15 protein-coding genes are annotated in these 17,743 nt (G+C 44.8%); 8 read left to right on the top strand and 7 right to left on the bottom strand.

All coding sequences use genetic code 11. From position 1 onward, the window contains the following. Positions 1–191: 191 nt before the first annotated feature. The 3 genes from proS (at position 192) to AC1DP6_RS24220 (ending at position 5,500) form a co-directional block, all read left to right on the top strand. Positions 192–1,667, top strand: a complete 1,476-nt coding sequence (gene proS / locus AC1DP6_RS24230; RefSeq protein ID WP_477057149.1) for a proline--tRNA ligase — start codon at positions 192–194, stop codon at positions 1,665–1,667. 147 nt (positions 1,668–1,814) lie between these two features. Continuing rightward, complete coding sequence (locus AC1DP6_RS24225; RefSeq protein WP_477057148.1) at positions 1,815–4,742, top strand: sensor histidine kinase; 2,928 nt, start codon at positions 1,815–1,817, stop codon at positions 4,740–4,742. Further along, positions 4,739–5,500 (top strand): LytR/AlgR family response regulator transcription factor, encoded by a 762-nt coding sequence (locus AC1DP6_RS24220; RefSeq protein ID WP_441574461.1) that lies wholly within the window; start codon positions 4,739–4,741, stop codon positions 5,498–5,500. The genes AC1DP6_RS24225 and AC1DP6_RS24220 overlap by 4 nt, the downstream gene beginning before the upstream one ends. 393 nt (positions 5,501–5,893) lie before the next feature. Here AC1DP6_RS24220 and AC1DP6_RS24215 read toward each other — a convergent pair whose 3' ends face one another. Both AC1DP6_RS24215 and AC1DP6_RS24210 read right to left on the bottom strand, forming a co-directional pair. Further along, positions 5,894–7,468 carry a trypsin-like peptidase domain-containing protein gene (locus AC1DP6_RS24215; protein ID WP_477057147.1) on the bottom strand — a complete coding sequence of 525 codons (1,575 nt, stop codon included), beginning with the start codon at positions 7,466–7,468 and terminating at the stop codon, positions 5,894–5,896. 309 nt (positions 7,469–7,777) lie between these two features. After that, positions 7,778–8,776 carry an acyl-CoA reductase gene (locus AC1DP6_RS24210; RefSeq protein WP_477057146.1) on the bottom strand — a complete coding sequence of 333 codons (999 nt, stop codon included), beginning with the start codon at positions 8,774–8,776 and terminating at the stop codon, positions 7,778–7,780. A 95-nt stretch (positions 8,777–8,871) separates the two neighbouring features. On the opposite strand from AC1DP6_RS24210, the gene AC1DP6_RS24205 reads away from it, so the two are divergent. The 4 genes from AC1DP6_RS24205 (at position 8,872) to AC1DP6_RS24190 (ending at position 11,544) form a co-directional block, all read left to right on the top strand. Continuing rightward, a complete protein-coding gene (locus AC1DP6_RS24205) occupies positions 8,872–9,219 on the top strand; it encodes a 4Fe-4S dicluster domain-containing protein (protein WP_441574458.1) in 348 nt (115 codons plus the stop codon). Between the two features lie 148 nt (positions 9,220–9,367). Then, positions 9,368–10,354, top strand: a complete 987-nt coding sequence (locus AC1DP6_RS24200) for a D-alanine--D-alanine ligase (protein WP_477057145.1) — start codon at positions 9,368–9,370, stop codon at positions 10,352–10,354. A gap of 26 nt (positions 10,355–10,380) precedes the next feature. Continuing rightward, positions 10,381–11,199 (top strand): PASTA domain-containing protein, encoded by an 819-nt coding sequence (locus tag AC1DP6_RS24195; protein WP_477057144.1) that lies wholly within the window; start codon positions 10,381–10,383, stop codon positions 11,197–11,199. Positions 11,200–11,238: 39 nt separating this feature from the next. After that, positions 11,239–11,544, top strand: a complete 306-nt coding sequence (locus AC1DP6_RS24190) for a rhodanese-like domain-containing protein (RefSeq protein WP_441574455.1) — start codon at positions 11,239–11,241, stop codon at positions 11,542–11,544. Positions 11,545–11,647: 103 nt separating this feature from the next. Here the strand turns inward: AC1DP6_RS24190 and AC1DP6_RS24185 are convergent, their stop codons facing one another. Together AC1DP6_RS24185 and AC1DP6_RS24180 are read right to left on the bottom strand one after the other, a co-directional pair. Then, the gene (locus AC1DP6_RS24185) at positions 11,648–12,040 is read right to left on the bottom strand and encodes a RidA family protein (RefSeq protein ID WP_441574454.1); all 393 of its coding nucleotides are present in this window, start codon (positions 12,038–12,040) and stop codon (positions 11,648–11,650) included. Positions 12,041–12,089: 49 nt separating this feature from the next. Beyond that, positions 12,090–13,280, bottom strand: a complete 1,191-nt coding sequence (locus tag AC1DP6_RS24180) for a hypothetical protein (protein ID WP_477057143.1) — start codon at positions 13,278–13,280, stop codon at positions 12,090–12,092. A gap of 174 nt (positions 13,281–13,454) precedes the next feature. Between AC1DP6_RS24180 and AC1DP6_RS24175 the strand changes: the two genes are divergently transcribed. After that, positions 13,455–13,952 (top strand): hypothetical protein, encoded by a 498-nt coding sequence (locus AC1DP6_RS24175; RefSeq protein WP_477057142.1) that lies wholly within the window; start codon positions 13,455–13,457, stop codon positions 13,950–13,952. Between the two features lie 90 nt (positions 13,953–14,042). Here AC1DP6_RS24175 and AC1DP6_RS24170 read toward each other — a convergent pair whose 3' ends face one another. From AC1DP6_RS24170 to AC1DP6_RS24160, 3 genes are read right to left on the bottom strand one after another with little or no spacing between them, the layout of a single operon-like run. Continuing rightward, positions 14,043–15,251, bottom strand: coding sequence for a hypothetical protein (locus AC1DP6_RS24170; RefSeq protein WP_477057141.1), 1,209 nt, complete (start codon positions 15,249–15,251; stop codon positions 14,043–14,045). Between the two features lie 12 nt (positions 15,252–15,263). Next, a complete protein-coding gene (locus tag AC1DP6_RS24165; RefSeq protein ID WP_477025343.1) occupies positions 15,264–16,160 on the bottom strand; it encodes a type 1 glutamine amidotransferase in 897 nt (298 codons plus the stop codon). Positions 16,161–16,186: 26 nt separating this feature from the next. After that, entirely contained in the window at positions 16,187–17,287 is a 1,101-nt protein-coding gene (locus AC1DP6_RS24160) for a carboxylate-amine ligase (RefSeq protein ID WP_477057140.1), read from the bottom strand. Positions 17,288–17,743: the final 456 nt, after the last annotated feature.

Here is a 17,743-nt window from a genome sequence, read left to right as displayed (position 1 = left end):
ATATTATTTTATGATAAGTGTTTGCACAGTTATGTTTTTCATCTATGTTTGTGACATTTTCTTCTTACATATAGTGACAAAAACTAAGCCAATTCAGCCTTCGGCAGCCGGATGGGGTATTTAATTTTGACACGACAAATTGAATCAGAAAAAGCTTGAAACTAACGATATATAAATAAGGTATAATTTTTATGAGTAAAGAGATTACAGCCCGTTCGGAAGACTATTCAAAATGGTATAATGACCTGGTATTGAAAGGCGGCCTGGCAGATTATTCCGCAGTAAAAGGATGTATGGTGATAAAACCATACGGATTTGCATTGTGGGAAGCCATGCGCGATGTACTGGATCGCAAATTCAAAGAAACCGGCCACCAGAATGCGTACTTCCCGCTGTTCATCCCTAAAAGCTTTCTGAGCAAAGAAGCTGCCCACATTGAAGGATTCGCCAAAGAATGCGCAGTAGTAACCCACTACCGCCTGAAAAATGATCCCGATGGCGGCGGCGTGATCGTTGACCCGGAAGCTAAATTAGCTGAGGAACTCATCGTTCGCCCTACTTCCGAAACAATTATCTGGAATACATATAAAGACTGGATACAGTCATACCGCGACTTACCGCTCCTGATTAATCAGTGGGCAAACGTAGTGCGTTGGGAAATGCGTACCCGCCTGTTCCTCCGCACCACCGAATTCCTCTGGCAGGAAGGACATACCGCACACGCTACTGCTGCTGAAGCCATCGCAGAAACAGAACAGATGCTGAACATCTATGCTGACTTCGCCGAAAACTTCATGGCTGTTCCCGTGGTACGTGGCATCAAATCCGCCAGCGAAAGATTCGCCGGCGCAGTAGAAACCTATTGTGTGGAAGCGATGATGCAGGATGGTAAAGCCTTACAGGCAGGAACCTCCCACTTCCTCGGTCAAAACTTCGCGAAGGCATTTGATGTACAATTCTCCAATAAGGAAAATAAACTGGACTATGTATGGGCTACCTCATGGGGCGTATCTACCCGCCTTATCGGTGCACTGATCATGGTTCACAGCGATGACGAAGGACTGGTAATGCCACCTAAAATTGCACCTATACAGGTCGTGATCGTGCCTATCTATAAAGGCCCCGATCAGAAAGCTGGTCTCGATGAAAAAGTAAACGTCATCGTAAAAGAACTGAGAAGCGCCGGTATCAGCGTGAAATACGATGATTCCGACAACAACCGCCCAGGCTGGAAATTTGCAGAATACGAAATGAAAGGCGTACCTGTTCGTATAGCCATTGGCGCGAGGGATCTCGAAAATAACGTGGCAGAAGTTACCCGCCGCGATACCAAAGAAAAAATGAGCCTGTCACTGGATGGTTTACCCACCCGCATTCAGGAACTGCTTGAAGAAATACAGCTCAACCTCTTTAACAAGGCGAAAGCTTACCGCGACAGTCACATTACCCGTGTAGACACTTTTGAAGAATTTGAAAAAGTGCTGGATGAAAAAGGCGGCTTTATTGCTGCTCACTGGGATGGTACTGCCGAAACAGAAGAAAAAATAAAAGACCGTACAAAAGCTACTATACGCTGCATCCCGCTCGACAATCCGCAGGAAGCCGGTGCTTGTATTCTGACAGGTAAGCCGTCTAAAGAAAGGGTGTTGTTCGCAAGAGCATACTAGAAAAGAATTACGAATTACGAATTACGAATTACGGATTTGTGGGTAGATAATAGCAGATGATCTTCGGGTATATACCCACAAATCCGTAATTCGTAATTTGTAATTCGTAATTCTTTCTATCATATTTACTAAATTTATCCGATGCCCTTGAACCGTTACATAATGTTATGGGGGTTGGTCTTCTTTTGCACTGTTACAACAACCCTGGCCCAGGGGCTGATGATCCGTAACTACAATGTGAAGGACGGACTTGCCAACGCCACTGTTTATGCTGCTGTGCAGGATAAAGACGGTTTCATATGGTTTGCTACTCCTACCGGTGTCAGTAAATTTGATGGAAAACGATTTCGCAACTACGCCAAAAAAGATGGTCTCACCGACAATGACGTCGTAAAACTGGCCGCCGACTCCCAGGGCAGGGTATGGTTTTTTACCCTCAACGGAAAACCTTCTTTCTACGATAAATCAATTATACATAACGAAGAAAACGATACCTCCCTCATCTTCAACAGTCGTAGCCACTATATGCAATACGCTTTTGAAGGTAAAAAGGGAGTGGTATGGTTCCTCAATACCAACAACCGCATCGTTCAGTACAACGGCAAAGAAACCATTTACGACAGGCTAGGTAAGGCCGGTGTAGATCTGTTTTTTATGATGCGCAATCAAAGCATCTTTCATCCGCTGCAAGCCTCTTTTCACCTCGACAACCTGAAAGATCCTGGTAATCCTGGTCAGAAAATAGATCCCGTATGTCCGTATCCGTTAGATGACCCTGCACTACGAAGTCTTGTTAACGACAGTGCCATTGTTATTGTACGCAATACCATTTACTCCTTTACCAGCAGAGCTGCCATCTGCTTCTTTAATGGTGCGGAATGGGGCATTCATGACGATATCAGTCATATGTGTATTGACAATGACAACCTGTGGGTTGGTACCCAGCGTGCATTGTATTTCCTCAAAGGATTTTTTAAGGGAGAAAGAAGAGTGATCAAATTGCTGGACAACCACTTCATTACTTCCCTGCTGAAAGACAGAGACGGTAATATCTGGATTACCACTTTTGGCGATGGCGTATATAATATCCCCTACAAAAATTTTTATTTCAGCTATCTCGATAATACCAATGGGCTGTACTCACATTCTATTTTCAGTATCAGCAAGGATAAGAAGAATGACCTGTTACTGATCGGACAAAATGCTGGCATCCTCAATATGATGGATAGCGATAACCGCATCAGTACACAGTTTACCCTCGATACTACTTCCGGCCGTAACAGTGTACTGGCTATTTTACCACATAAAGACGATCATGCGCTGATAGGCACAGACAATGGACTGTATGATTTTAATACGCTCACGCATAAATCATCTCTCCTGAAAGCAGTAAAAATGCTGAAGAATGTGGATATGTCGCCTGCCGGCAAAATCAGGCTGGCGGCCAAAAATCAGGTGATTGCGCTGGATGATTATACCATCGGTGACCTGGACATGCTGGCAACCTCCATCGCCTGCATCAATGATTCTGCCTACTATGTGGGTACCAACGCCGGCCTGTATTTCTGTACAGACGGGAAACGGCAACTATTACCAGCCGGGGCAGAAACCTTGCGCAAAGTAAGCATCAAAGACCTGAAATGGATAGATGGGGCCCTGTGGATTGGTACCAGCGATCAGGGCATTTATGTAATGCAGCATGATGCCATTGTAAAACACCTGTCGTCCGCCAATAACCTGGCCAGCGATATTTGTCAGCAGCTCTACTATGATGGCATTGGCCGCCTGTATGTGGCTACCAACCGCGGTGTATCGGTGATTGATGTGAAAACACAGTCCATCACCCGTAACATCACTTCCAACGACGGACTCATGTCCGACGATATCCGTGGCGTATATTCAGACAATGACATCCTGTATATCGCTACTTCCAATGGGCTGTGCTATTTCAATGCAGATCATATTCCGGTAGACACTATTCCACCGGTCATCTACCTGAATAATATCCGCTACGGCGACAGTACTTTTCTGCCAGCCAATAGTTTTGTGCACCTGTATAAAAGAAAGGCTTCTTTTGAGGCGGAATTTGGAACCATCGTTTTTGATTTGCCGGAAATGGTTGAGTACCAGTATAATTTTTCGGGAGATACCACTAACGGCTGGGTTACCACCATGTCGAACATCATACCATTCCCTGATTTACAACCAGGTAGTTATAAACTGCTGGTAAGAGCCCGCAAATATAAGAGCGACTGGTCCAGAGCCCTGAGCATGGAGGTCGATATCCTGCCCAGATGGTATCAGCAGTGGTGGGCAAGGGGCATCCTGCTGCTGGCGGCATTACTGGTGATACTGGTAGGCCTGCGTTACATTATCAGGCGTATTAAGCAGGCAGAGAAGCGAAAAACGGAATATAACCGGCGCATCGCGGAACTGGAAGCCAAAGCGCTCACCAACCAGATGAATCCGCATTTTATTTTCAATTCGCTGAACTCGGTACAGCACCTCATCCTGGAAAAAGAGGAGAAACAAGCCCTCAACTTCCTGGCGGACTTTGCTACCCTGATGCGGCAAATGCTCAACAATTCCCGGAAATCATATATTTCACTGGAAGAAGAAATCGCCTTTCTGACACGATACCTGGAGTTGGAAAAGATCCGGTTTGCACATTCCTTTACCTATCATTTCATCCTGGAGGATGCGCTGAAAGAGTATACCATCTACATTCCGCCCATGATTATTCAGCCGATCGTAGAAAACGCCATTAAACACGGGCTGGCCCCCAAGAATATCAGCGGTTATTTAGAAATAAGATTGGAAATGGTGGATGATCTCTTATATTGCTCTGTAGATGATGATGGAATAGGCTGGGATAAGTCAAATAGCATTAAAAGTTCAAGGCTCATTAAACACGAGTCTACTGCACTTAGCGTGATTAAAGAGCGCTTGCAGATTATAAAATCTTTTAATGGAAGTGTTGGAAAGTTAGAAATTATTGATAAATTTAAATCTGGTTTCGGCAATAAGGAAGGTACCTTAGTTGAAATACTGATTCCCATTGTTAAGATGTTATGAGTAATATAAAAGCTGCCATTGTAGACGATGAAGTCCGCAACATTCATATTTTACGCAACATACTGGAGAACTACTGCAAAGATGTAACGGTTGTCGGTGAAGCGCAAAATATCAATGAGGCGGCAGAAATGATTAAGAATAACCCCATTGATGTTCTGTTTCTTGATATTGAGATGCCACCACACAATGGGTTTCAGCTATTGGAAATGTTTCCGGTGCTGAATTTCGAAGTCATTTTTATCACCGCGTTTCAGGAGTATGCACTGCAGGCCATTAAATTTGCCGCGCTGGACTACCTGTTGAAACCAATCAAGGTGAGTGAGGTAGAAGACGCCCTTGAAAAGGTAAAAAAGAGCAAGAAGGGCCGGCTCAACGAATTGGCATCTATCCTGAAAGATTATGTCAAAAACAACGATAATGCCTTCTCAAAGATCGTTATACCAGTCAATGACGGGTATAATGTGATCGATCTGAAGGATATTATCTATTGTGAAGCATTTGATAGCTATACCAAAATTCAGCTGATCAGCAACGTTTCTCATCTCATTTCAAAATCACTGAAAGAGTATGAGGAAATGCTCTCGGATAAAGGATTCTATCGGGTACATAAATCTTTCCTCATTAATATTCATCACATTGTAAAGATTATCAAAGGCTTGGGAACAGCCGTGGTGATGAGTGATCAGAAGAATATTCCTATCTCTTCCCGCAAAAAAGATGAATTCTTCACCCAGCTGAAAGGGGTGATCAATCTGTAAGACAATACGTTCGCAACATATTTAACGCAGGTCAGGCTTCTCTTGGAGTGTCTGGCCTGTGCTTTTTTATGGGCATACAAGCCATAAAACCAGCCCGGCATGAGGCAAAATGAAGGCCCCACCGTGGAATAACCACCATTTCTGCCACCATGTCTCTGCACTTAACATGCATTTTTAAGCTTTCGCTAACCCATTCCCGGCTTTCACGGATTAATGGGAAGGAGTATCATATACTTATATTATTTTCATAATAGGTTTTCATAGATAGCTGACTGCATGATACGCCTTTCCAGGCAACGCATGTATGACTTAATGGAAAAGTCCCGCCCCGGGCTTACCTGGGAACGGGACTTTTTTTTGAAGACCTATAAAACGATCTTAGCTGGCAGCAGCTCAGAGATTCTCGCTTCCAGTGCCAGTGGTAATATTGTAATAATAGACACTGCTACCTTTTTCAGGATAGAAGCCTATCAGTTTGAGGGTCTTTTGTTTTTCCACCGCGCTGCTCAGTGCATCTACAGAGGTTACCGGCGTATTACCAGCTTTCAGGATCACAAAGCCCGGCGCCATAGAGGTTTGTTTTTTCAGGATACCGTTACCAATATCATTCACTACTATGCCTCCGTTAATGCCCAGTCTGGCTGCTTCATCCCTGTCCAGTTCAGATAAATCTGCGCCCAGACGGTCCAGTGTAGTCACCTTTACCAGGTCGGTATTGCCTTTCAGGTTTTTCAGGATCACATTTTCTGCGGTTACCTCTTTATTGTCGCGCAGATAGGTTAATGAAATCTTATCACCTGGTTTGTAACGGGCTACCTGCTCGCTGAGCTGGGAAGTGGTCGGGATTTTCACGCCATTAACAGCGGTGATCACATCACCGGCACGCAGTCCGGCTATAGAGGCAGAGCTGTTAGGCAATACTTCTGTTACCTGCACCCCRTTTACATCTCTTTTGATACCTGYATCCTTCAGCTGCTCATCGCTCATATTGCCAATGAGAGAAGACGGAGCGTATTTAACGCCGAGGTAAGCTCTTTGCACATTGCCGTATTTCAGGATATCGTTTACGACCTTTTTGATCAGGTTCACCGGAATTGCGTAAGAGTAACCCGCATAGGAGCCTGTAGGAGACGCAATAGCGGAGTTGATACCCACCAGTTCACCGGCAGTATTCACCAGCGCACCGCCACTATTACCCTGGTTTACAGCGGCATCGGTTTGGATGAATGATTCGATCGCACTGTTTATTTTGCCACCACTTCTGTTTATACCAATAGAACGGGATTTCGCACTCACAATACCTGCGGTGACCGTCGCATCCAGGTTCAGTGGATAACCTACTGCCAGCACCCATTGACCTATTTCCACGTTATCGGAGTTACCGTAAATGAGGTAAGGAAGGCCGGATGCTTCTATTTTAATGACTGCCAGATCGGTACTGGGATCCGTACCTACCAGTTTTGCTTTGAAAGTTTTGTTGGAGTTACTGAGGGAGACACTGATTTCATCCGCATCGGCAATAACGTGGTTGTTGGTCACAATAAACCCATCAGCAGAAATCAGTACGCCCGAACCGGAAGCCATCTGGCCGGGAACATAATACCTGCGGCCATCACCGCTGCCATTGAATTCATCTCCGAAAAATTCATCTCCGAAAAGGTCCTGCAGGATACTGCGTTTTCTTTGCAGGTTATTGCCATTCGTGACCTGACGGGGGTTAATCTTTGTTTTGATGTGTACTACACCCGGAACGACTGCTTTCGCTGCGGTGGTGAAGTCTGATGGGGGAGTAGCGTTTGCATTGCCTTCTGTGCCTGGCATGTAGCGTGCATAGTTTACGGGAACTTCAGTGCCATTCTGGAAAACCATTGGCTGCCGTGGCTGGATATATTTGCCATACACAAATATGGAGGCAGCGGCAGTTACAGCACTGATAACAACAGTTGTAACGATTTGCTTGAATTTCATATTATAGTGTGTTTGCGTGATAATTAATAAGATAATAACGCCGGGATATGATCAATTTACATGCCCTTACTACAAATTTAATTCGCGGGGAGAATGAAACGCAACAGGGCTGATTTACTTTAACACATTTTTATCGTAATCGTTAAACGCGGCTTAATATCCCACTGACAAGCCTGTCAGCTTGTATGTCAATATAACAAGTAAATGCGACAATTTGTTAGTGCATAAAGCAAAAAGCTATTGACGTGAGTAACATCCGCTGAAATCCTCCATGTCAATATCTTTTTGCTTTATGTCAGCTGCTTTAAGCTATAATTCCAGGAGGAACCGCATGGTATCTATTCCGTCTGCATAGTCGCTAAGGGAAGGCTGTTGTGCGTAACCGAAGGGGGTAAAGGATTGACCTACCAGGCATTGCACTGCTTCTTCACCGGAAAGCTCCTGTTGCAGTTGGGCCATATCTATATAATTACTGTAGTGTAATACGCTGATAGGGGAAAACAGGGAGGTGTTTTCCTGTAGCAGTATACTACCGTTGGTCATATATGGGTTGGCGTTGAGCAGCAACAGGGCGAGGTTATAGTCGTAGTTGTTCTTGTATTTATGATGATCTGCCAGGTAGTTGTATTTCTCCAGTGCTTTGAGGAGAGGTACAAAATCGTAGTTTGCCGGTACATATACTTTGGTAACGTTCCTGCAGCCTAATCCGAAGTACAGCATAATATCGTCTGCCAGTGCAGATAGCTCGGCCAGTGTTTCCTTTCCGGTGAGTATAGCGGCAGAAGTGCGGTTGCGACGGATAATGTGCGGATATTTGGCAAAGTAGTAATGAAAATACCGGGCAGAGTTGTTGCTGCCGGTGGCAATATAGGCATCACAATGCTTCAGCATATCCTGTATTTCGGTTTGGCGGGCCTGCTCAGGATACCATTCACCGATCTTTTCCAGGATATGTTTCATCAGGATCTCATCTTTACCGGAAAGTTTCATTTTTACCTGATGGCCACTCACAAACCCGCAAAGCCAGTCGTGGAAGCCTACCAGTGGTATATTGCCGGCAGACACGATGCCTACTGTTTTGGGCGTTCGTGTTTCCCCGGCTTTGGGATAATTGGCTAACCACTGCTGAAGAGGGGCAGGAGAGAGGAAATATTGGGAGATATTATCCAGTGCGTTGTCGATAAAAGAGGGAATAAACCATCCATTTGCAATATAAGCACGCTCTTTTACTGCTTCCAATTCCGGACTTTTATCCGCCAGATACTGCCCCAGGCGCACCAATGCGGCTTCTTTTTCTGCTATGTTCATGAAACTGTATAAATAATTGACTTAATTAAACCGGGAAAATTTTATTTTTGTCACACAAAATTAATGGCTTACTACTTAACCAAAAAGTTTACACTATGGCAATTAAGATAACAGACGAATGTATAAACTGTGGCGCCTGCGAACCAGAATGCCCCAACAATGCGATATATGAAGGCGGTGTAGAGTGGGCCCTGGCCGATGGTACCACTGTAAAAGGCTCCTATACATTGATGGACGGTAGTGTAATGGATGCTGACCAGCGCAATGCACCTGTCAGCGTAGATACCTACTATATTGTTCCCAACAAATGTACAGAATGCCAGGGATTTCATGAAGAACCGCAATGTGCTGCTGTTTGCCCGGTAGATTGTTGCGTTCCGGACGAAATGTACCAGGAAACAGTAGATGAACTGATGGGTAAGAAAGCAAAACTGCACGTTTAAAATATTCTTAAGGAAGCTTAAAAAACCGTTCCCGCCTTGGCGGAGACGGTTTTTTTTATGTAATTTGAACGCCAGCAACCGGAAGGACTGCGGCTCTTGTCAATTAACAAATAACCTTTAACTTTACCCGCTTATTGTAAAATATCTTATGAAGAAGAACATAGCTTTAGTAGCCGGTGGATATTCCGGGGAATATGTGATATCTGTGCAGAGTGCCGTAACAATTGAAAATAATCTGGATAGCAGTAGATATAATGTTTTCAAGATTATCATCACCAAAGAGAGCTGGAGCCATACCGGTGCAGACGGGCAAGTGACGGAAGTGGATAAAAATGATTTTACCTTAACCATCCATGGAAATAAAATCACTTTTGACGCCGTATTTATTGGTATCCACGGTACTCCTGGTGAAGATGGCCGTTTACAGGGATATTTTGAAATGCTCGGTATTCCTTTCACCAGCTGTGGCATGGTAACTTCTGCATTGACTTTCAATAAAAGTTATTGTAACAAGGTGGTAGCTGCCCTGCAGATAGTGAATGTATCCAAATCAGTGCATATTTTCCGCAATCAGCCATATAATACAGCAGAAATACTGCAGCAACTGCGTTTACCCGTATTCGTGAAACCAGCAGAAGGCGGCAGTAGTATCGGGATGTCAAAGGTAAAGACCGCAGAAGAGCTGCAGCCGGCCATAGACAAGGCTTTTAACGAAGATACCCAGATACTGATAGAAGAATTTATAAAAGGCAGGGAACTGACCATGGGACTGTTCCGTTCCAATGGCGCCATTACCACGTTGCCCATCACGGAAGTGGTGAGTAGCAAGGAGTTCTTCGATTATGAAGCGAAATATACCCCAGGTGTATCCAATGAAATAACTCCGGCGCCCATCACCACCGATGTTGCCAGGCAGGTACAGGAAGCATCTGTTGCATTATATAATAAGTTGAACTGTAAAGGAATCGTGCGTGCCGACTTTATATATGAAGAAGAGAGCGGAAAATTATATTTCCTGGAGATAAATACAATGCCCGGACAATCTGAAAACAGCCTGGTACCACAGCAGGTGAGGGCTGCAGGTAAAACCCTGCAGGAATTTTATGGCCTGCTTTTGGAAGAGAGCATGAAATAAGGATTATCACACTTAATATAATTATCGTGTTCGACTTTATTACCAAACGTTCATTTGGATTTAATCTGTTAGTTGTTATCGCTTTGTTTTTTGCGCTGGCCCTGCTTTTCTTTTCGATGCTGGGCTTTATCACCAAACACGGACAACAGCTGACCGTACCGGATGTACACGGAAAAAATGTAAAGGAAGCTATTGCCCTGCTGGAAAAAGCCGGTTTTGAAGCAGATGTAAGGGATTCCATTTATGTGGATTCCATCCCGGCCCTGGCCGTATATGCGCAAACCCCCGATAAAGGTGCACAGGTGAAAGTGGGCAGAACGATTTACCTCACTGTCAATAAAATGGTGGCGCCTATGGTGAAGATGCCGGATCTGGAAGGATTGACTTTCCGTAGCGCTGAAATGATGCTGAAAAGCATGCGTCTCAATGTAGGAGATACGATTTACAGACCCGATATTGCCACTAATGCCGTATTACAACAGCTATTAAACGGTAAAAAGATAAAAGCAGGTACCCTGGTAGCAGAAGGTAGTAATATTACCCTGATACTTGGCAGTGGTACCGGTAATGTAGAGAATCCGGTGCCTAGCTTCATAGGACTGACTTATGCAGAAGCCCGTGAAATACTGAGCGCCAGCAGCCTCAGTGCAGGTACGGTCATCATTGACCCGAGTGTAAAAGACACCGCAAACGCTTATATTATTAAGCAGGTGCCCACCCGCAGGAATGAGATTGGCGACTTTAATATGGTGAGAGCAGGAGAAAGCGTAGACTTCTGGCTATCTGCTACCAAACCGGTAACAGACAGCACGGCTGCCGCTCCCAAGCCTGTTGAACAGGAATAACTGAAAATGATGTAATTTGATTTTAAATTCTTTATAACTATGCAAAACATTACGGCGGAAGAGCTGAAACAGCGTATAGACAACGGCGAAGAGCTTTATATATTAGATGTGAGAGAGCCGCATGAGCGTGCAGAATTCAACATTGGCGGTACACATATTCCATTGGGCTTTGTACAGCAGATGCAGGTAGATGAAATTGAAGAGTGGAAAGAAAAGGAAATTATTGTTTATTGCCGCAGTGGTAACCGCAGTGGTCAGGCTTGTATGTTGCTGGACTCTATGGGCTTCAGCAATACCAAAAACCTGGTAGGTGGTATGCTGAAATGGACAGAACTGTATAAATAAGCGCAAAGCGTAAGGCACAAAGGATAAAGCTATTGAAGCGAATGATCACAGCGGATAGTACGTTGTTGTGATCATTCGCTTCAATAGCTTTATCCTTTATGCTTTATGCCTTCTGCTCTATAATAGCGGTCGCTTCTATTTCCACCAGGTAGCGTGGATCTATCAGTTTACTTACTTCTACCATGGTGGTGGCGGGTTTAATGCTTTTGAAGAATTCTCCATGTGCCCGGCCATATTCCTCCCATCTTGATATATCCGTTACAAACATACGGGTGCGTACCACATCATGCAGGGTAGCGCCGGCATTGATGAGTGCAGATTCTATTTTGGCCAGCGCAAACCTGGTTTGTTCGTAAGCATCGCCTTCTGCTACCACTTTGTCGTTGTCTGTTGCCACGGTGCCGGATACTTCAATGATATTGCCCACTCTCACTGCCCGGGAATAGCCTACTTTACTTTCCCACATGGCCCCGGAGGAATAATTGGTGCGTTTCATACGTATTTTTTAAAGAGATGAGGAGATGTACAAATCTACAACAATTGCTTTAGTGCGTGGTGGTGCTGTCATTTGGCGGTGCCGCCGTTCTGAACTTCACCAGTTTACCCAGCAAATCAAACCAAAAAGGTGCGCCGAGTGATATGGCGAGGGCTGTAATACACCAGCCGGCAAAGATGAGTCCACCGTTTTGCTGGAAAGGATGGGTATAACCACAACGCATTATTTTATGTCCGCTGCTGCTGTCAGTGACACATGCCCTGCTGATGCCCAGCACATTCCTGGCATCGCCGGCATCGTTGCGCAGCATAGCGTATACACCTATCAGCGAGGTATCGTTCACGAATACACGAAGTGAAGTATCTGTGCGATAAAAGGCACTGTCTTTATGTAATACATTTTTGCGTATAAGCGTATCCGTTATAGCTGTATAGGCAGGCGCACGGCTGGTGGCCAGTTGCACCATCTCTGTTCTTACATTTTTGTCTTTCATCAGAATACGCGCAATGGCAATGGAATCTACATTGAATAAAGCCGCAATGCCGATGCCTATACATAAAAGCCAGGTTTGGGTTTGTTTGCGGTACCAGCCACTGGCGCGGGTCATGGTTTCATTGAACCAGCTTTCCATGTTGATGCGGAATGCTTTGACATCGTGCCGGGCATCTTCAAACAGCTGCAGCAGGTGTTCCTGTACTGTAGGGGCCAGGTGCAGGTAGTTGTGGGTCAGCGCAGCTTTGATGGCTTGTGCATCGGTGAGTTTGGGAGCCTGTTCTGTCAGCAGGTCACCGGGCAATGTTTGTTTTGCAGCTGCCTGTTCTTTGGGCAATGTCTGCCGGGTTCTTGAACTGTTCCGTAACAGGTGCACCATTGTTTGTGAAAAAATCTGCGGACTGATGTACGCCGGCCTTGCAGCAGCGCTGTTCTCCCCCAGGTTACGGATGGAAGGGGAGGTATAGAATTTTTCAAGAAAAGGGCTTCTACGGAAAGGCTCAAAAAAATAGACAACACTCCAGCCCAGCTCATAGAACCAGTTAAAGAAGGTAAACTTTCCGAACCAGCCGAGGTCTTCACTGTGGTCATCATCTTCCAGCATCCGGCGCAAACCTTTGGTTAGCAAACGTGCCCGGGAATTAAAAATTCTGGCCACCAGTTCCTGTACTACAGAGGCCAGCAAACTATACAGCAGGTAAATAAAAATAAGGCCAAGGGCCACATCTATGGCCAGGTTACTAAACATAAGGATAGGTATTAAGTTGACATATATACATAAAAATATGTTATTATTACCAAGTTAGGGAGTCACTACGCAATGTATTTGTGAACTCACCGTTATGTTTTATTATATCTGCAGATCGCTGCAGAAAAGAGAAAAACATTTAATACATTATATATTTGCGCATATTTTGATCATATGAAATTGAAACATTTATCCCTGTGTTTCGCGATGGTAGCCGCTTGCAGCGCCTCGGCACAGATAAAGTACAGGGACACAGAGAAGAAGCCAACTTTAATAGCTTACGACAGCAGCATTGCTTTTCTATTTACGCTACGCGACGAGGAACGTAAACTCCTGCTTTTCCAGGTGCCTGCGGAAAACCTGGCTAATACGCCGGTTATTATTAATGGCAACTATGAATGGCTGAAGCGGCAGTATGTAGGTAAACAATTACATCTCCGGAAAGACAATCGTAAAACAGAAAATGTATTGGATGATAACAAAGAAATTACCCTGCATAAAGCAGACGTTTTTTCCTGTACAGATATTGCAGTTATTTTTGCCGGTAAACAAAAGTACGGGCAACCTTTCCTGATTGTAAAAAATAGCGAGAACGTAGAATTGGCTATTGGCGTGGGAAGTAAGAATGAATACGAACACGGACCATTGGTCGATGAGTTTGAGTTGCAATAGAGCGTAAGGCGGAAAGCAAAAAGCTATTGAAGCAAATGAAGAGAGCAGGTAATTGTCGCTGAGATCATTCGCTTCAATAGCTTTTTGCTTTTAGCTTTCTGCCTTCTGCTCTTCAAAGAAGCAGCAGCTACCTCCCACCCAGGTATCTTTGCTGTTAAATCCTACACCGATCATCTTTCCTTTACTGATCCGGGCAAGATTGTGTACCAGCATGGGGCGCGCAGCGCCATCCAGCCAGATATAAATCATTCTTATTTCGCAGATAGCGGGGCCGGTAGGGGTTTCTATGGCAGGCGCATATTTTACCTTATGCTGCAGGATCCAGTTTTCGGGATCTTTGATATTATCAATATCTGCAGCCGTAACRTCTATCAGTACACCCTGTCCTGCAAAGGAGAAGAGCGGCTTTAACACATAATTTTCCAGGTCGGCAGGTACAACCGGCAATTCATGCAGGAACCAGCTTTTAGGTACATATTCACTGTGAATAAAAGGCATCATGTATTTGCTGATACGGTAAAACCAGTTGGGATGTGTGATCCACTCCACATCAAGATCCTGGAACAGGTTTACATGTTCACCAAGCGTATCCGACTGCCGTTGCAAATCATCGAAAATGATGCGGTTATAAATGCGTTGAATGGGCGTTTTAACGCCATCTTTCAGGTAAAATAATTTTTTACCTTCCTGTATCAATGCGGTTAAACAAACGGTACTAATACCGAGATTTTTTTCCGTACTGTAAAAATCAATCCGGGTTTTCTGCTCATCAGGCTTCACTTCCAGCAGTACAACTTCTTCCGGCGCATAAGGACCGATAATCATTTCGCGCAACAACTGATAGTAGGAATCTTCATCCAGTCCGTTGAAAAAGTTGCTGAAAGAAGCGGGTATATGAAAATGCGTTTTAAACCGGCGGGCCATTACTTCCTGGAAAGCCAGCATGGTGGGAAAGCCCTGTAATTCAATGAGCTGAGGGATCAGGGAGTCATCTTCTGCTTTGCAAACGGCAAAATCAATGACAATAAAATGCGGATGCTCATTTTCATGCGGTACTTTCAGCGCCGGTGGAATAGCGTCCTGGGTAATGGTTTTGAAGTCGGGGCGTAATAATACATTCACTATTTCTTCACAGGCCTGCACCAGTTTGTTGCCAAGTGCAGCCGGCACAAAAACGGGCGTTTCGGCAATGCGGAAAGCCGGTGCCACGCCGGTATCTGCGGCAATACCATCTAAAAAAGCCTGGTATCGGGCAGGCGTGAATTGCTGATTATAAGATGTTCTGATAGCAGGGATCATGGTGTCTTTTAATTAAAAGAACGAGTGCTCATTATCTGTATGTGCGGCTACCTGTACCAGGCGTTCAATAGCGGCCAGTCGCTCGGACAGTCCGCCATAAATGGCATAATCCAGGAAAGCGGTAATGAACCGATCGTGTGTGAGCATAATCTTATCCGGATCAGTGAGCTGGCTGATCATGCTGTTATATTTTTCTATGCCGTGGTTATTCACCACCTGTTTTTTCTTTTCTTCCTGTTGCAGGTACATATGCATCCCGGCAGCATCAGCTTCGGGGTGGAACTGGGTACCAATGAAATGTTCATTAAACCGGATGGCCATGGTGGCACGTTCCAGCGGTACATGTGGTCTTTCTTTTTCCAAAGCCAGTACATGTCCCCCCATTGCCTGCAGGTTTTCGTAATCCAGTTCTATCACCTGCCAGTCGCGGCTATCCACTATATAAAAAGGATCGGGGAGGGCACTGAATACTTTCTCCTGCATGCCTGCGGCGGTTTTATGTACAGGAAAAACACCGAAAGCAGGCGATTTACGTTTGCATACGTTGCCCAGTTTGTAATACCGGCACATGATCTGGTAAGAGTGGCAGATAAAGAATACCGGTTTTTTTACTTCCTGTATCCTGTTCCATTCGAGTAATTCATCGATGAGGGAAAAATAAGCTGTTTCCCAGGCGCTGCCTTCACTGTCTACCGGGCTGCCAGGGCCTCCGGTGGAGATATAAATATCATAGGAAGTATCAGGAACCTGTATCTGTTGCCGTACTTCAAATTCATCAAATTGCAGGTCCAGTGCGTGCATACTGGCATATTTCGCCAATATTTCGCGAATACAGCGCATCCCTTCGTTGGGAACACCCTCGTACATATCCAGCACAGCTACCTTCCAGCTCTTTTTTATTGGATGCATAATGGCAAAATTACGAAATTCGCGGATTAGCATCCCCGTAGGAACTGTTCATGTATAAAGTCTGTCACCGCCACGAGGTCATTGGTGTCTGCAAATACCTGTAGTTGCTTATCAGCGCCGGTACCTGTTTCCATGAGGCGGGTGGTGGCCTCAATCACTTCCCGGCTACCCAGTTCATCCACTACATCGTCAATAAAGTCCAGTAGTTCGAAGATGAGGGCGCGGGTATTTACTTCCATTTCTTTCCCAAAATCAATGAGATAGCCGTCAATACCATAGCGGGAGGCTCTCCATTTGTTTTCATTGATCAGGGCGCGGTTATAGATAATGAAATTGAGATTCTGCATGCGCAGCTTGTAAATTTTGGCGCATACTGCCTGAAAAAGACCCGCCAGCATAATGGTATCATCAATTGTCAGCGGCACATCACATACCCGGAATTCTACCGTATTAAAAAACGGATGTACCCTTAAATCCCACCATACTTTTTTGGCATTGTCAATACAATTTGTTTTTACCAACAGCTTGATATAATTATCATACTCTTCAATGCTGGCAAAATAATCAGGAATACCAGTGCGGGGAAATTTATCGAACACCTTGGTACGAAAGGATTTGAAGCCGGTATTACGGCCTTCCCAAAAAGGTGAATTGGTGCTGAGTGCAAAAATATGTGGCAGAAAATATCTAACGGAGTTGGCTATATGAATCGCCATTTCCCTGTTTTCCATGCCTACGTGTACGTGTAACCCGAAGATCAGGTTGGAACGGGCAGCATCCTGCATTTCGTTGACTATCTCAAAGTAGCGGGGATGGTCAGTGATGAGTTGTTTTTCCCATTTGCTGAAGGGATGTGTGCCGGAAGCACCTATATTGAATCCCAGGTCGCCGGCTATTTGTGCAATGGTACGGCGGAGTAATGCTACATCTGCTCTGGCTTCGTGTACATTGGCACAGATGCGGGTACCTACTTCTACTACCGCCTGGTGAAACTCGGCTTTTACCTGGTCGCTGATGACTTTATGCGCCTGCTCTACTATTTTTTGTTCATGTGACCTGAGTTCCCGGGTAACGGGATCTATTACCATGTACTCTTCTTCGATCCCCAGCGTAAACGCCTTAAACATATGGTGATTTTTAGCTTTTAGCAGTTAGCCATTAGCTTAGTACGTAGATAATATTTGTCTAGCTAACACCCTATGACTAACAGCCGGTTTAATACAACGAAGATAATCAAATGTTGGTCTCCGCTGCGTTTACTAACAGCTAATAGCTAAAGGCTAATAGCTAGCTTAGCGTGTAGATAATATTTGTTTAGCTAACCCCCTATGGCTAACAGCCGGTTTAATACAGCGAAGATAATCAAATGTTGTTCTCCGCTGCATTTACTAATAGCTAATAGCTAAAGGCTAATAGCTGGTTCAGTTTCACTTTTCTTTTTGTTGCTTTTTAGCAGTGCTTTTTTTAGCTGGTGCTTTCTTCTCCTTTTCAGGTGTGGATTTCTTTGTTTTCTCGTTGCCTGCTTTCTTTTTTTCGTTGGCAGCAGCAGGTTTCGCTTTTGCTTTGGCCGGACTGCGTTGCAC

The organism is Chitinophaga sp. 01L420 (genome assembly GCF_056399985.1).
This window is presented reverse-complemented; position numbering and strand designations above follow the sequence as displayed.

Excerpts from the sequence above, each read along its gene's own strand:
- proS (WP_477057149.1), top strand. The coding sequence starts at position 192 with ATGAGTAAAGAGATTACAGCCCGTTCGGAAGACTATTCAAAATGGTAT.
- AC1DP6_RS24220 (WP_441574461.1), top strand. The coding sequence starts at position 4,739 with ATGAGTAATATAAAAGCTGCCATTGTAGACGATGAAGTCCGCAACATT.
- AC1DP6_RS24210 (WP_477057146.1), bottom strand. The coding sequence starts at position 8,776 with ATGAACATAGCAGAAAAAGAAGCCGCATTGGTGCGCCTGGGGCAGTAT.
- AC1DP6_RS24205 (WP_441574458.1), top strand. The coding sequence starts at position 8,872 with ATGGCAATTAAGATAACAGACGAATGTATAAACTGTGGCGCCTGCGAA.
- AC1DP6_RS24200 (WP_477057145.1), top strand. The coding sequence starts at position 9,368 with ATGAAGAAGAACATAGCTTTAGTAGCCGGTGGATATTCCGGGGAATAT.
- AC1DP6_RS24190 (WP_441574455.1), top strand. The coding sequence starts at position 11,239 with ATGCAAAACATTACGGCGGAAGAGCTGAAACAGCGTATAGACAACGGC.
- AC1DP6_RS24185 (WP_441574454.1), bottom strand. The coding sequence starts at position 12,040 with ATGAAACGCACCAATTATTCCTCCGGGGCCATGTGGGAAAGTAAAGTA.
- AC1DP6_RS24180 (WP_477057143.1), bottom strand. The coding sequence starts at position 13,280 with ATGTTTAGTAACCTGGCCATAGATGTGGCCCTTGGCCTTATTTTTATT.
- AC1DP6_RS24175 (WP_477057142.1), top strand. The coding sequence starts at position 13,455 with ATGAAATTGAAACATTTATCCCTGTGTTTCGCGATGGTAGCCGCTTGC.
- AC1DP6_RS24165 (WP_477025343.1), bottom strand. The coding sequence starts at position 16,160 with ATGCATCCAATAAAAAAGAGCTGGAAGGTAGCTGTGCTGGATATGTAC.
- AC1DP6_RS24160 (WP_477057140.1), bottom strand. The coding sequence starts at position 17,287 with ATGTTTAAGGCGTTTACGCTGGGGATCGAAGAAGAGTACATGGTAATA.